Annotated in this window: 10 protein-coding genes; 4 read left to right on the top strand and 6 right to left on the bottom strand. The window is 74.6% G+C overall.

Annotation, left to right across the window (positions count from 1 at the left end):
- Window positions 1–13: 13 nt before the first annotated feature.
- The 4 genes from ACGF07_RS13150 to ACGF07_RS13135 all read right to left on the bottom strand — a co-directional run bounded on the left by ACGF07_RS13150 (window position 14) and on the right by ACGF07_RS13135 (window position 4,716).
- Window positions 14–397, bottom strand: a complete 384-nt coding sequence (locus ACGF07_RS13150; protein ID WP_350739538.1) for a DUF742 domain-containing protein — start codon at window positions 395–397, stop codon at window positions 14–16.
- On the bottom strand, window positions 394–825 hold the full coding sequence (locus ACGF07_RS13145) for a roadblock/LC7 domain-containing protein (protein ID WP_350739535.1): 432 nt from the start codon (window positions 823–825) through the stop codon (window positions 394–396). The genes ACGF07_RS13150 and ACGF07_RS13145 overlap by 4 nt, the downstream gene beginning before the upstream one ends.
- Complete coding sequence (locus ACGF07_RS13140) at window positions 825–2,999, bottom strand: ATP-binding protein (protein ID WP_392898026.1); 2,175 nt, start codon at window positions 2,997–2,999, stop codon at window positions 825–827. Before ACGF07_RS13140 ends, ACGF07_RS13145 begins: the two co-directional genes overlap by 1 nt.
- A gap of 370 nt (window positions 3,000–3,369) precedes the next feature.
- Complete coding sequence (locus ACGF07_RS13135; RefSeq protein ID WP_392898024.1) at window positions 3,370–4,716, bottom strand: acyl-CoA dehydrogenase family protein; 1,347 nt, start codon at window positions 4,714–4,716, stop codon at window positions 3,370–3,372.
- 427 nt (window positions 4,717–5,143) lie between these two features.
- On the opposite strand from ACGF07_RS13135, the gene ACGF07_RS13130 reads away from it, so the two are divergent.
- From ACGF07_RS13130 to ACGF07_RS13120, 3 genes are all read left to right on the top strand, one after another.
- On the top strand, window positions 5,144–6,217 hold the full coding sequence (locus tag ACGF07_RS13130) for a GAF domain-containing protein (RefSeq protein ID WP_350739530.1): 1,074 nt from the start codon (window positions 5,144–5,146) through the stop codon (window positions 6,215–6,217).
- Window positions 6,218–6,506: 289 nt separating this feature from the next.
- On the top strand, window positions 6,507–8,081 hold the full coding sequence (locus ACGF07_RS13125) for a lipase maturation factor family protein (protein ID WP_392898022.1): 1,575 nt from the start codon (window positions 6,507–6,509) through the stop codon (window positions 8,079–8,081).
- A gap of 204 nt (window positions 8,082–8,285) precedes the next feature.
- The gene (locus tag ACGF07_RS13120) at window positions 8,286–10,454 is read left to right on the top strand and encodes a hypothetical protein (RefSeq protein WP_392898020.1); all 2,169 of its coding nucleotides are present in this window, start codon (window positions 8,286–8,288) and stop codon (window positions 10,452–10,454) included.
- Between the two features lie 142 nt (window positions 10,455–10,596).
- On the opposite strand, the gene ACGF07_RS13115 is transcribed toward ACGF07_RS13120, so the two are convergent.
- Both ACGF07_RS13115 and ACGF07_RS13110 read right to left on the bottom strand, forming a co-directional pair.
- On the bottom strand, window positions 10,597–11,628 hold the full coding sequence (locus ACGF07_RS13115; RefSeq protein WP_392898018.1) for a transglycosylase SLT domain-containing protein: 1,032 nt from the start codon (window positions 11,626–11,628) through the stop codon (window positions 10,597–10,599).
- 47 nt (window positions 11,629–11,675) lie between these two features.
- A complete protein-coding gene (locus ACGF07_RS13110) occupies window positions 11,676–12,482 on the bottom strand; it encodes a helical backbone metal receptor (RefSeq protein ID WP_392898015.1) in 807 nt (268 codons plus the stop codon).
- Window positions 12,483–12,651: 169 nt separating this feature from the next.
- Here ACGF07_RS13110 and ACGF07_RS13105 point away from each other — a divergent pair, with 169 nt between their 5' ends.
- Window positions 12,652–13,731, top strand: coding sequence for an ABC transporter substrate-binding protein (locus tag ACGF07_RS13105; protein WP_392898012.1), 1,080 nt, complete (start codon window positions 12,652–12,654; stop codon window positions 13,729–13,731).

The raw sequence follows: 13,731 nt of genomic DNA, 5'->3' as shown, positions 1-13,731 counted from the left end.
GCCGGTCCGCCGCTCAGAGCCGGCGGACGCCCTCGATCACGGCCTGGATCAGCGAGATGTCCGGCGCCTCGGCCAGCTGGACCGGGGCCCGGGTGAGGATCAGCCGGGCCTCCGCGAGGTCGTCCAGCAGCACCTTGACCACGCTCACCGGCAGGTCCAGGGTGGCCGCGATCTCGGCCACGGCCAGCGGGCGTTCGCGGCACAGGTCGATGATCGCGGCCGGTTCGGGGGCCAGCCGGCTGGTGTCGGTGCGCGGGTCGGCGGTGACCACCAGGGTGATCAGCGCGAAGCCCGTACGGACCGGGCCGGTGCGCCCGTTGGTGATCGCGTAGGGACGGACCAGGTGGCCGGCGTCCTTGTCGTAGAACCAGCCCTCGTCGGCGTCGGCGGTGGTCACGCACCGCCACCCGCGCCGACCTGGCCCGCGTCGCTGCGCGGCGCCGCGGTCAGGTACTGCCCGACCTGCTTCACCAGCATGTTGATCTCGTAGGCCATCAGCCCGGCGTCCACCTGCTCGCTGGTGAGGACGGCGAGCCGGGCGCCCTGCCCGGCGGTGGTCACGAACAGGAACAGCTGGTCCATCTCGACCACGGTCTGCCGGACCCGGCCGCCGTTGAAGCGGTGCCCGGCGCCGCGGGCGAGGCTCTGCAGGCCGGAGGCGACGGCGGACAGGTGCTCGGCGTCGGCCCGGTCGAGTCCCTGGTCCATGCCGACCAGCAGGCCGTCCTCGGAGAGGACGATGGCGTGCCGGGTCTCGGGGACCCGCGCCACCAGCTGGTCCAGCAGCCAGTTGAGGTCGCGCTGGGTCTCGGTGTGCTGCGTCATCACTGCTGTTCCTTGGCTTCCTGGGCGGCGGGCGCTTGCGCGGGGGCGGTCCCGGGGGCGGTCCCGCGGACGTCCTGAGTGGCGGAACGTTCCGCCAGGTCGGGGGGCACGGCTGGTGCGCCCGGTTCGGCACCGGCTTCGCGGGCGCTCCGGGTGCCGCGCTGGATGGCGGCCATGGTGGCGCGCGAGCGCGCCGGGGAGGGGTCACCGTCGGCGCCGTCGTGGCGGGAACCGTCGGGGGCGGTGTGCGTCCCGTACGGCCGGGCCGGCGAGGCCTGCGGCGACGAGGGCGCCGGCGGCACCGGCGGCAGCATCGCGCCGGGCGCGTGGGCTTCGCGGAGCTGCTCGGCGAGGCTGGCGTTGCGGACCCGCTGCGGCAGGACGCGCGGGGTGCGCAGTTCACCGTCCGGGCCCTGCGCCACCTGCTCCTCCCGGGGGCGTGCGTGGCTGGGCACCGAGCGGTCGGCGGGCACCCCGTCGAAGACGGCCGCCGGGTCCGCGAGCAGCCCGTCCGCCCGGTGCGGAGCGGGGGCGGAGGCGGTGCCGGGGCCGGGCCCGGCGGCAGGGCCGGAAGCGTCCCCGGTGCCCCCGCCGGAAGCCGGGAGCGGAGCGGTGCCGGGCTCCGCCGGGCCGGGCTCCGACGGATCGTCCGGGAGGTCGTACGGCCGGGGCAGCACGGGCCGGGGCACCACCACGGCGCCGGGCAGTCCGGGGATCTCGGCGCCCACCGGCAGCCCGCCGCCGGCGGGGGCGGTGTCGCCGTCCCCGCCCGGCCGTCCGAGCAGCCCGCCGCCGGCGGGGGCGGTGTCGCCGTCCCCGCCCGGCCGTCCGAGCAGCTCGCCGGCGACCGCACCACCGCCCGCGGTCCCGGGATCGCCCGGTCCGACGGGTCCGGCCGGCGCGAGGGGTCCGGCCGGCGCGGGGGGCGTGTCCACCTCGGGCGCGGAAGGGCCGCTGGGCCCGCCGTCCGCCGCGGGCCGCTGCTCCGGCACCGGCGTACGGGTGACCCGCGCGCCGGATGGCAGCCCGGGCACCGCGGCCGGCTGCTCGGCCTGCTCCAGCAGCACCGCCGGCACCAGCACCACGGCCCGGGTGCCGCCGTACGGCGAGGGCCGCAGGGTGACCTGGACGGCGTGCCGGGCGGCGAGCCGCGCGACGACGAACAGGCCGAGCCGCAGGTCGTCGCCGAGCGCGGAGACGTCCAGCTCGGGCGGGTTGGCCAGGTACTCGTTGAGCCGCTCGTACTCCTCCTCGGTCATGCCGAGGCCGCGGTCCTCGACCTCGACCGCCAGGCCCTTGGGGACCTCCTGGGCGCAGACCTGCACCTGGGTGTACGGCGGGGAGAAGGTGGTGCCGTTCTCGATCAGTTCGGCGACCAGGTGGATCACGTCGGCGACGGCCTGCCCGCTGAGCGAGACCCGGGGCACGCCCTGGACGACGACGCGGGAGTAGTTCTCGGTCTCGGAGACGGCGCTGCGCAGGACGTTGACCACGGGCACCGCGTTGCGCCAGCGCCGGGCCGGCAGCGCCCCGCCGAGGATGACCAGGTTCTCGGCGTTCCGCCGCATCCGGGTGGCCAGGTGGTCGACCGCGAACAGCTCGCGCAGCAGCTCCGGTTCCTCGTGCTCGCGCTCCAGCGCGTCGAGCATGCTGATCTGCCGGTGGATCAGGATCTGGGTGCGCCGGGCGATGTTGAGGAAGACCTTCTTCGTCCCCTCGCGGCCCTGGGCCTGGTGGACGATGGCCGCGACGGCGGCCTGGCGGACGGCGGCCAGGCCGTCGGAGGCCTGTTGGACCTCGTCGCCGATCCGCCGGGACGGCGCCCAGGCCGGCGGGACGAGGACGGTCTCCCCGGCGCGCAGCCGGTCGGCCACCTCGGGGATCTCGCGCTGGGCGAGCGCGAAGGTGTCGGCCCGCAGGCCGGCCAGGCGGGCGGACAGGGCCCGGGCGACCCTGGCCGCGCGGATCGCGCTGACCAGCAGGACCACCACGACGACGGCGGTGCCGGCCAGCAACGCGGTGCGGTGCCCGGCGTCGCGCAGCAGGTAGGCGGCGTAGCCCCAGGCGGCGGCGAGGCCCAGGCCGGGGAGGAGCACGAGGCCGAGGATCGAGCTGCGGAGGGAGCCGGACCGGCCGGCGCGGTGGCCCGTGCGGGGGGCCGATATGCCTGGCATCTGATTCCTTGTCGCAGGGCCGAGTTGCGGGGCCGGGTCGCGGGTCCGAACGGCGTGGTCGGCCCGTGCGGCCCGGGCGGGCTTCTGGGCGCCGAGGCCGGGTCCGCCGGACGGGGTGACGCCGTGTCACCGTCCGAGCGGGTGCAGCTACGGCCGCCGACGGCAGGAAACCTATCAGCCCCAGGTGCCTTGTTAGCAACATCAACTGACGATATGTGAACGGCCGATGGTGCCGTCGGCGGCGCCCGGCGGAAGGGTTCGCCGACGGAACGCCGCAGGTCGCCGCGGTCGCGAAGAGTCGGAGCGGCTTCCCGGGGCGGCGGCGGGCGCGCCCCGGGAACACCGTCAGGAACAGGTCAAACGGGCCGGGTCAGCCCGCCAGCGAGATCGGCACCACCCGGGCGGCCCGCACCCGCCGCTCGTCCCGCCGCTCCTCCCGTTGGACGCCGCGCCGCTCGTTGCGCAGCTCGTCCCGCTGGGGGCCGCGCCGCTCCGCGCGCTGCGCCTCCAGCTGGTTGAGCTCCGTCCACGCCCAGCTGGTCACGTCGGACAGCTCGGCCGACCACTGCTTGCCGTACGTGCCCGAAGCCACCTGTCCCAGGCGCAGCTTCTGCACGTCCGAGGTGCCGGCCGGGGCGTAGACGTGGGTGGCGTCCCGCAGGTAGCGGATGATGTGGTGCTCCTCCTGGGTGCCGCGGGCGGCGAAGATCTCCATCGCCTGGCGCGCCGAGTCCATCGCGTACTCGGTGTTGACGAGTTTGGCGTTCATCAGCTCCGCGTCGCAGGCCTTGCCGCGGTCGAGCAGGTGGGAGGCGTGGTAGGCGGCCAGCTTGGCCGTCATCAGTCGGGACTGCATCTCGCCGAGCTTCAGCGCGATGCTGTTCAGCTGGTTGATCGGCCGGTCGTAGAGCATCCGCTCCTCCGCGAAGCGCACGGTGTCCTCGACGACCGCCACGTGGATGCCGAGCGCGACGGCCCCCAGGTTCAGCCGGCCGTACAGGGTGGAGGAGGAGTAGGCGACGTCGAGGCCGAGCCCCTCCTCGCCGAGCCGGTTCGCCGCCGGGATGCGGCAGTCCTCGAAGACGAGCTCACCGAAGCTGAAGCCGTGCAGACCGCCCTGGGTGCCGATCGATCCGGTGCGGAAGCCGGGCCGGTCGCTCTCGACCAGGAAGGCGGACAGGCCCCGGCTGCCGGTACCCGTGCGCAGGACCACGCCGTGCACGTCGCCGATGTGGGAGTTGCCGACGAAGACCTTCCGGCCGTTGAGCACGTACTCGTCGCCCTCGCGGCGGGCGGTGCCGGACATGCCCAGCACGTGGCCGCCGGACTCCGGCTCGGTGACGGCGATGGTCGGCAGCGCCGCTCCGGACGCGAACCTCGGCAGCCACTCCCGTCGTTGTGCGTCCGAGCCGAAGTGGAGGACCTTGGCGACGCCGAGCTGCGACGCCTGTGCCACCGCGCCCATCGCGCCGCTGACCCGGGCCAGTTCCTCCACGATGACGGTCTTGGCGAGGTGTCCCAGGCCCAGGCCGCCGAACTCCCGGGGAATGGTGACGCCGATCCAGCCCCGGCGGGCGATCTCACGGGCGAGGTCGATCTCCACCTCCCGGTCGGACTCCATCCTGGCCACCTGCGGACGCACCTCCTTCTCCGCGAACTCACGGACCTCCGCGCGGAGGCTTTCGTGCCGTTCGTCGGTGAAGTAGTCCATCGCCATGCTCTCGTCCTCTCGTTCCGGTGGGTGTCGTGCCTCCGTTCATGCCGTCGATGCCGCTCCGGCCGCTCCCCCGAGGGGATCGGTGGGGGTGTGGAGGGGGTGGGGCGGGCCGATCGCTCCTTCGCAACCGGGGTGCATGCGGATCCTGGGGCGGGTTCCCGGAGGGTCGGGGACTACCGTCCGTGTCTTCGGCAGGGCTCATTGTCATATGGACGTGCCGGCTTACACAGATCTGATCTTGGATTGGCGGGATTCGGCGCGTCCTTTTTCGAGCGAGTTTCGCTGCGGTGCCCGCGGGGAAGTGATCTTCCTCCGCTCCACAGCCTGCGGTCGGCCGCTCACATGCGGTTTTGACTGAACATCAGCAGTGACCGCCGGCCGGTCCCGGTTCCACCGCAGCGCCCGGATGTCTGATTACATGTGCGCCATGACTGATGTGATGAGCACTCAAGGCCAGTTCCCGGGTGCCGCCGGGGAGTCCGAGCGAACCCGCAGACTGCGCAGCCTGGGTCTCAACGACCCGTCCGCGGACGAGGCCTTCGACCGCTTCGCCCACCTGGCAGCCAGTATCACCCGCGCCCCCATCGCGATGGTCAACTTCATCAACGACGAGCGCCAGATGTTCCGGGGGCTCTACATCCCGCCAACTTCGACGGAAACCGCGCACGAGGACGGCGCCTCCTGGGCGGACCGGGGCATCGCCTTCGACCTCCCCACCCGCCAGATGCCGCTCAGCCACGGGTTCTGCCCGCACGTGGTCGCCCAGCGCTCGCCCCTGGCGCTGGACGACATCCTCGCCTACCCCCGGTTCGCCGGGAACCCGGTCGTGGACGAACTCGGCGTCCGGGCCTACCTCGGAGCCCCGCTCGTCGACGACACCAACACCGTCATCGGCACCGTCTGCGTCCTCGACCGGGAACCGCGCCAGTGGGGCCGCGAGCGGCTGCGCGACATCCAGCACCTCGCCGAGGCGCTGCTCTCCGAGATCCGGCTGCGCGACAACCTGCTCGCCCAGCAGCAGGAGATGTTCGCCGCCTTCGACGGCTCCCCGTTCCCGATCATGCTGACCGACGGGCCCGGCCAGGAGATCCGCTACGCCAACGCCCAGCACGCCGAGACCTTCGGCGCCCCGGTCGCCTACGGCTCGGTCGGCGCGGCCTACCCGCAGCTCGGCGCGGCCGGACTCCAGCAGGCCGTCACCGAGGCGTACCACACCGGCCGCACCACCGTCCTCAACGACGTCCGGATCCAGGCCCGCCCCGAGGCGCAGCGCATCCAGCAGGTCTTCAGCTTCACCTGCACCCCGATGCGGGCCGTACGCACCGGCCAGGTCAACGGCGTCCTCACCGTCGGCATGGACGTCACCGCGCAGTCCCGCACCGAGGAGGAACTCGGAACGCTGGCCGCGCTGCTGGTCGACCGGCTCCAGCAGACGGGCGCCGCCCCCGGGACCGGTCGCCCGGGAGTCAACGGCGGGTCCGGACACGTCCTGCCGAGCTGAACGGCCGACCACCCGCCCGCAGGTGCACCGCACCCGGCCGGCGGATCGCTCCACCACCGCACCGACCACCCCCCGTGGCGGGGCGCCTCTCACCCCCGTGGAGAGGCTCCCCGCCACACTGCCGTCCGGGCGGTGCCCCGCCGAGGGACCGCTGGCGCCGCCGCGGCGGCTCCGGACCCCCTGCCCCGCACCACCCGCCCGCCGCCCCCGGGCCGAGCGGGTGAACCGCCCGCCCCCCCGCACCCCGGCCGGGCCCGGCGGCGGGCCGCCGATGGTAGGCATGGGCCGCATGGACTGGTTCGCCGCCCCCGACTACTGGCTGAGCCGACTGCTCGTCCAACGCCTGCTCGCCGGCCTCTACCTGATCGGATTCCTGGCCGCCGCCGCGCAGTTCCGCGCCCTGATCGGCGCCGACGGCATGCTGCCGGTGCCCCGCTTCACCGCCCGCGTCCCGTTCCGCCGCTCCCCGAGCCTGTTCCACCTCCACTACAGCGACCGCTTCTTCGCCGCCGTCGCCTGGACCGGCGCCGCCCTGGCCGCCGCCGTCGCCGCCGGGCTCGGCGACGCCGTGCCGCTCTGGGCCTCCGTGCTGCTCTGGGCGGCGCTCTGGGCGCTCTACCTCTCCATCGTCAACGTCGGCCAGACCTGGTACTCCTTCGGCTGGGAGTCCCTGCTGCTCGAGGCGGGCTTCCTGGCCGCCTTCCTCGGCAACGCCGACAACGCCCCGCCCACCCTCGTCCTGTGGCTGACGCGCTGGCTGGCCTTCCGGGTCGAGTTCGGCGCCGGACTGATCAAACTGCGCGGCGACTCCTGCTGGCGGGACCTGACCTGCCTGCGCTACCACCACGAGACCCAGCCCATGCCCGGACCGCTCAGCTGGTTCTTCCACCACCTGCCCGACCCGCTGCACCGGGTCGAGGCCGCCGCCAACCACGCGGTCCAACTCGTCGTACCCGTCTGCCTGCTGCTCCCGCAGCCGATCGCGAGCTACGCCGCCTGCGCCGTGCTCGTCACCCAGCTGTGGCTGATCGCCTCCGGCAACTTCGCCTGGCTCAACTGGCTGACCGTCGTGCTCGCCCTCGCCGCCGTCGAACCCGCCCGCCTCGGCCTGCCCGTGCACGCCCGCCACTACCCCGGCGCGCCGCTCTGGTACGAAGCGCTGGTGATCGCCGTGACCGTCGCCGTCGCGGTGCTCAGCTACTGGCCGGTGGCCAACATGGTCTCCCGCGGCCAGGCGATGAACCGCTCCTTCAACCGGATCCACCTCGTCAACACCTACGGCGCCTTCGGCAGCGTCAACCGGCTGCGCCAGGAGGTCGTAGTCGAGGGCACCGACGAGGCCGTCCTCACCCCGCACACCGTCTGGCGCGAGTACGGCTTCAAGGGCAAGCCCGGCGACGTGCGCCGGCTCCCGCGCCAGTACGCCCCCTACCACCTGCGGCTCGACTGGCTGATGTGGTTCGCCGGCATCTCACCCGCCTACGCACGCCCCTGGTTCCTGCCCTTCGTCGCCCGTCTGCTGGCCGGCGACCCGGCGACCCTCCGCCTGCTGCGCCACAACCCCTTCCCCGACGCCCCGCCGACCCACGTCCGGGCGACCCTCTACCTCTACCGGTTCACCGGATGGCGCGAACTGCGGGAAACCGGCGCGTGGTGGCACCGCACCGCGCTGCACGAGTACCTCGCGCCGGTCGACACCCCCACCCTCGGTCGGGCCGGGTACCGACCGCCCCTCGGCCGACCGGCCCGCAGCGCCCGCAAGGTGCCGCTGGACGGGCTCCGGAGGCCCCGTCCACCCCGGACGGAGCACCGCGGCCACCCGTCCGGACCAGCCACGGGCCACCCGGGCAGCCCTCCCGGGTAGCGGCCAGGCGGGCGGTAGGGCACGCGACACCGGTCCGTCCGGCGGTGGGTGCGTGCAAGGCTCGAACGGGCACCCGTATTCTTGGCCTCCGCAACCGGCGGCCCGACCGCGCGCCCCCGGCCCCGCCCCAGGGGCACCCCGCGCACCCGGTCCGTCGCGCCCTCCCCGCCAGCCCCGCCGTCGACGCCCAGAACCGGACCACACATGACAGTGCTTCACTCGCGCAACGCCGACGCAGCCGACCCGGCCGACGTCGCCGACGCCGCAGACGTCAAGGACCCCCAGGACGCGGCCGCGGAGCCCGACCTCCGCGACGACCTCGGCCGCTACGCCGAACTCGGCGCCTTCACCCTCAGCGCCGACACCCACGCCTGGTACGCGGCCGTCGACACCGTCGCCACCCCCGAGGACGCCCGCGCCGCGTCCACCGTCCTCGCCGAACTGCGCGGAAGCGACCTCCAGCAGACCTGGGAGGCCGTCACCGCGCTGGCCGCGGAGGTCAAGCTCGACGAGCCCGACACCGTCGCCAAGACCGCGCTGCTGGTCGAACTGCTCCAGCGGGTGCACCGCACCTCCGCCACCCTCACCCCCGCCGCGTACGACGCCGACCTCGCCGCCCTGGCCGCCGCCACCGCGGACAGCGCCTGGCGCCGCGAGAACGGCGTCAAGCTCTCCTGGCTGCGCGGCCGCTCGCTGCGCAAGCAGGCCGCCGCCCTGGCCACCGACCGCCGGATCCGCCGCGAGGACCTGCACGAGGCGCTCACCTCCGCCGAGGTGGAGCGCCGCGCCTGGGCCGCCCTCGCCCCGGCGGGCACCCTCCCGGTCGTGCCCGCCGACGGCGCCCTGGTCGACCGCACCGCCCAGGCCTTCGAGACCATCAACACCGGCTTGCGCGGCCTCGCCCGCCTGCTGCCCGACCAGGACCTCGACGGGCTCGCCTTCGCCGAGCTGGTCGAGCTGGTCGAGCGCCTCGCCACCGACGAGGGCACCCTGTACCGGCTGCCCACCATCCGCAGCCTGCGCGCCACCCTGGAGGCCGCCGGCCTCGGCGACCTGCTCGCCGAGCTGACCGCCGCCAAGGCCGACCGCCGCGCCGCCGAGGCCGCGTACGCGGCGCGTCAGGCGCTGGCGGGCGGGCAGCGGGACGGGCTGACCGGGTCGGCCGGGGCCGTCGGTGCCGAGGAGCCGACGGGCGTCGAGGCGGACGGGCCGGAGGCGGGCGTGTCCGGGGCGGGCGTGTCCGAGGCGGGTCTGCCGGAGGCGAGCGGTCAGGAGTCGGACGGCCACGACGTGGGCGTTCAGGACGAGGGAGGTCAGGAGTCGGACGCCGAGGCCGATGCCGAGGCCGAGGCTGCGGCGCGTCAGGCCCTGGCCGGCGGTCAGCGTGACGGGCTGGTGGAGGAAGCGCCGGTTGCGGTGCCTGCTCAGGCCGATGCCGAGGTCGAGGCTGATGCCGATGCCGATGCCGATGCCGATGCCGATGCCGAGGCCGTCGTCGACGTCGAGGCTGACGCCCATGCTGATGCCGAGGTCGAGGCTGATGCCGAGGCCGAGGCTGACGCTGACGCTGACGCCGAGGACGCGGTGGATGTGGAGGACGAGGCGGACGCCGGGACCGGTGCGGAGGCAGTCGAGGCGCCGTCCGACCCGGTGGCCGAAGCCACCGGGACCGAGTCGGCCGCCGCCGTGACGGAGGTGACGGAGGAGGAGGCCCCGGCCGCCGTGGTGTCCCTCCCGGCACCATCCCCGGCCGCCGACGACCTGGTGGCCGCCGCGACCGCCGCCGTTCCCGAGTCCGAGGCTGCGGACGAGGAGGACGCTGACGGTTCGGACGAGGCCGCCGCCGAGGTCGAGATCGTTGCCGAGGTGGCGGAGGACAGCACCGCCGCCGAGCCGGAGGCCGAGGCGGAGACCGACCTGACCGCCGAGCCAGGGACCGCCGAGGCGCAGGTGGCCGACGCCGACGCCGAGCCGGAGGCCGAGGCTGCGGTCGTCGAGCCCGAGTCCGTCGAGCCGGAGCCGGTCGAGGTCGCGACCGCCGAGGTCGAGGCGCCCGCCGTCGAGTCCGAGTCCGAGTCCGTCGAGTCCGAGTCCGATGAGCCCGAGTCCGATGCGGCCGGGTCCGTCGAGCCGGAGCCCGCTGCCGAGGCTCCCGCAGGCCGTCCCGAGAAGCCGGACTTCACCCCCGGCCGCCCGGTGACCGCCTATTCGGCCGACGAACTGCTCGCCGTCGTCCGCTGGATCGACGGCGACGGCACCGAGCGGAGCGAGGAGGAACTGCTCCGGGCCGCCATGAAGGAGCTGGGCTTCGCCCGCCTCGGTCCCCGGATCAAGGAGGCGCTGGGCGCCGCCGTCGCCGCCGCGCGCGGCTGACGCCCCGGCACGGCTCGGCACGCCTCAGCATCGCCGAGTACGGCCGAGTACGACTGAGTTCGACGGAGCCGCCCTCGGCGCCGGACGGCACACGGCAGGGCCCGGGACGCGCACGCGTCCCGGGCCCTGCCGCCGGAGGTCGTCAGCCCGCCTTGTTCCACGGCTGGCCGGACATCAGTGCCTTGACGTTGGCCACGTACTGCGGGTTCGGAATGACCAGGCTGCCGACGACCTCGCCCGTGGCCGGGTCGGTGACGGTGTTGTAGTGCACGTTGCCCGCGCCCGCGTTGTACGCGGAGATGACCAGGTCGAGCAGCGGCGTCTTGCCGGTGGCCGGGTCGGGGGAGAGGTCGTACTTGCCGCCGAAGGAGGAGTCGGCGTAGTAGGCGACCAGCCAGTCGAGCAGCTGGGTGCCGAGCTGGACGTTCCCGGTGAGGGTCTTGGGATCGGAGGTGGTGCCGAACTTTCCGTTCATCCAGCTGACCGTGTTCGGCATGACCTGCATGGTGCCGATCCCGCCGTCGCAGGCGAGGATGCCGGACTGCCAGCCGCTCTCCTGCCAGGCGATCGCCTTGACCAGGTTGACCGGCAGCGGCGGGAGCTTGTCGGTGCCGCCCGAGCTGAGGGTGAGCGACCGGGCCTGGCCCGCCGCCGCCGTCAGGGCTGCGGCGACGGCCGCCTTGGGCTCGTCGGGCTGCGGCTTGCTGGGCTGGCAGCCGCTCTGCAGCGGCGGGACGTGCGGCGCCGGCGGTGCGGGCGGCGGCGGGAGCGCCACCGCGCCGGGCTTGGCGGTCGGCACGGGCGCGGCGATGACGGGCTTGGCGACCGGCGGTTGGGTGGTGGGCGCGGCGGCCGCGTTGCCGGCGGCGGGCTTGGCGTTGCCCGGCTGGGTGCTCGGTGAGGCCTTCGCCGACCTGCCCGCCCCGGGGCTCGCGCTTGCGCTGCGCGAGGCGCTGGGGGCGCCCGTCGCCGAGTCGGTGGGCGTCGGGGCGGCGCTCGCGGACGGGCTCGCGCTGGGCGTGTCGGCCGGCGTGGCGGTCGCGGCCGTCGGCGGGGCGGCCGCCGTGTTCTGGCGGCCGTCGGTGTGCTCGGTGCCGCAGCCCGTGAGGACGGCGGTCGAGACGGCGGTGGCGGACACCAGGATCAGTGCCCGCCGGACGGTGCTCGGCTTCATGTGGTTCCCCCCACTTGTCGCCGGTGGTCCGGCGAGTGGCGGTCATCCTACGATGCGCCTACCGAGCCCGATGTGAACGGGTGGTCGAGCGCCGCCCGCAGCACCGTCGGAGCGGTGACCAGGGAGGGGCCGTACCAGGTCAGGTGCCGTCCGCTGACCAGCGCCGCCGGAACTCCCGGGAACGCCTCCGGGCCGTCCGCGGCGGTGAAGCGGTACGGCTCGTCCGGCAGCACCACCAAGTCCGGCCGTTCGGCGAGGAGTTCGGGCAGCGGCACGGCGGGGTAGCGCTCCGGGTGGTCGGCGTGGACGAGCCGCACGCCCAGGCGGCGCAGCAGGTCCCCGGCGAAGGTGTCGCGACCGAGCACCATCCACGGGCGGCGCCAGATCGGCACGACGGCCCGCGGACCGTCCGCCACCGGTCGCACGTCGCGCCAGGCCGCCTCCGCCTCGTCCAGCCAGGCCGGGCGGGGCAGCCCGCAGGCGGTGGTGAGCAGCCGGTCCAGCGAGCGGAACGCGTCGTCCAGGGTGCGGATGTCGGTGACCCACACCGGCACCCCGGCGGCCCGGAGCGCGTCCAGGTCGGGGCGCCGGTTCTCCTCGTCATTGGCCAGCACCAGGTCCGGTCCCAGGGCGAGGACGCCCGGTACGTCCGGGTTCTTGGTGCCGCCGATCCGGCTGACGGCCAGGTCGGCGGGGTGGCTGCACCAGTTGGTGGCGCCGACCAGCAGACCGGGGGCGGTGGCGGCGACCGCCTCGGTCAGCGAGGGCACCAGCGAGACCACCCGGCGCGGCGGGTGCGGTCCGAGCGGTACGGGCAGGTCGAGGTCGTCGTGCGGCGCGGTGGGTTCGGCCATCCGGCCACCCTACGCGCCGGGCGCCGCCCGCCACGTCGAGCCGTCGTGGGAGGCCGGTCGGTGGCGGAAAGCGGAGATCCGGCGGGAACCGGTCGGGCATACCGTCCGACTACCTGGTCCGGGTCCGCAGCGTGGGCCCGCAGCACGATCACCGACCAGGAGAGTTGTCATGCGTCCTCGCGTTGTCTGCGGTATCGCGGCCGCCGTCGCCCTGTTCGCCACGGCCTGCGGAAGCGGCGGCGGGGGCGGGAACGCCTCCGTCACCGCCCAGGCCGCCCCGGCCGGGGGGTACCCCGTCAAGGTCGCCGACTGCGCCGGCAAGGAGACCGTGATCGCCAAGAGCCCGGCGCGGATCGTCACCAGCAACGCGGCCGGTCTGGAGATGCTGCTGCGCCTCGGCGCGGGCGACCGGGTCATCGGCACCGGCTTCCCGCCCGGCAAGGGCACCCTGCCGGCCGACCTCGCCGACCAGGGCGCGAAGGTGCCCGTGCTCGGCGACAAGACCATCCCCAAGGAGAAGCTGCTCGGCTCCGGCGCCGACCTGTACGTCGACACCTTCGGCGCGATGCCGGTGATGGGCGGCGGCGCCACCGGGCCCAGCGAGGAGGAGTTCGCGGCGGCCGGGATCCAGCACGTCTACCTGCTGTCGACGGCCTGCGCCGGCACCCCGAAGGCCGCCAAGGCGCCGCGCACCGACCTCGCCGGGATCGAGGACGACCTCCGTCGGCTCGGGGCGGTCACCGGCACCGCCGCCCGCGCCGAGGAACTCGTCAGCGGGATGGAGCAGCGGATCGGCGAGGTCCGCACCGCGCTCGCCGGCGTGCCCGAGGACAAGCGGCCCGGCTACTTCGTCTTCGACTTCGACGCCGGCACCAAGCAGCCGGTGGCGGTCTGCGGCCGGCAGGTCGCCAACGCCGTGATCACCCTGGCCGGGGCCCGCAACGTGTTCGCGGACTGCGACGCCGACTTCAAAACCGGCTCCTGGGAGGACGTCGTCGCCAGGAACCCCGACTGGATCCAGCTGTCCGTGCGCAACCGGGGCACCGAGGAAGCCACCCGCAAGGCCTTCGACGACGCCGAGGCGTTCCTGCGGAGCTTCCCGGCGACCAAGGACCTCAAGGCGGTCCAGGAGGGCCACTTCGTGCGGCTCGGCTCCGAGGTGACCACCATCGCCGGGGTGCGCAACGCCGACGCCGTCCGGCAGATCGCCGCCGCCGTCCACCCCGACCTCGTCAAGAACGGTCAGTAG

It is taken from the genome of Kitasatospora sp. NPDC048194 (assembly GCF_043202455.1).
GTDB lineage: Bacteria > Actinomycetota > Actinomycetes > Streptomycetales > Streptomycetaceae > Kitasatospora.
Note: the sequence above shows the minus strand (reverse complement) of the source record. Positions and strands in the feature narration are given on the sequence as shown.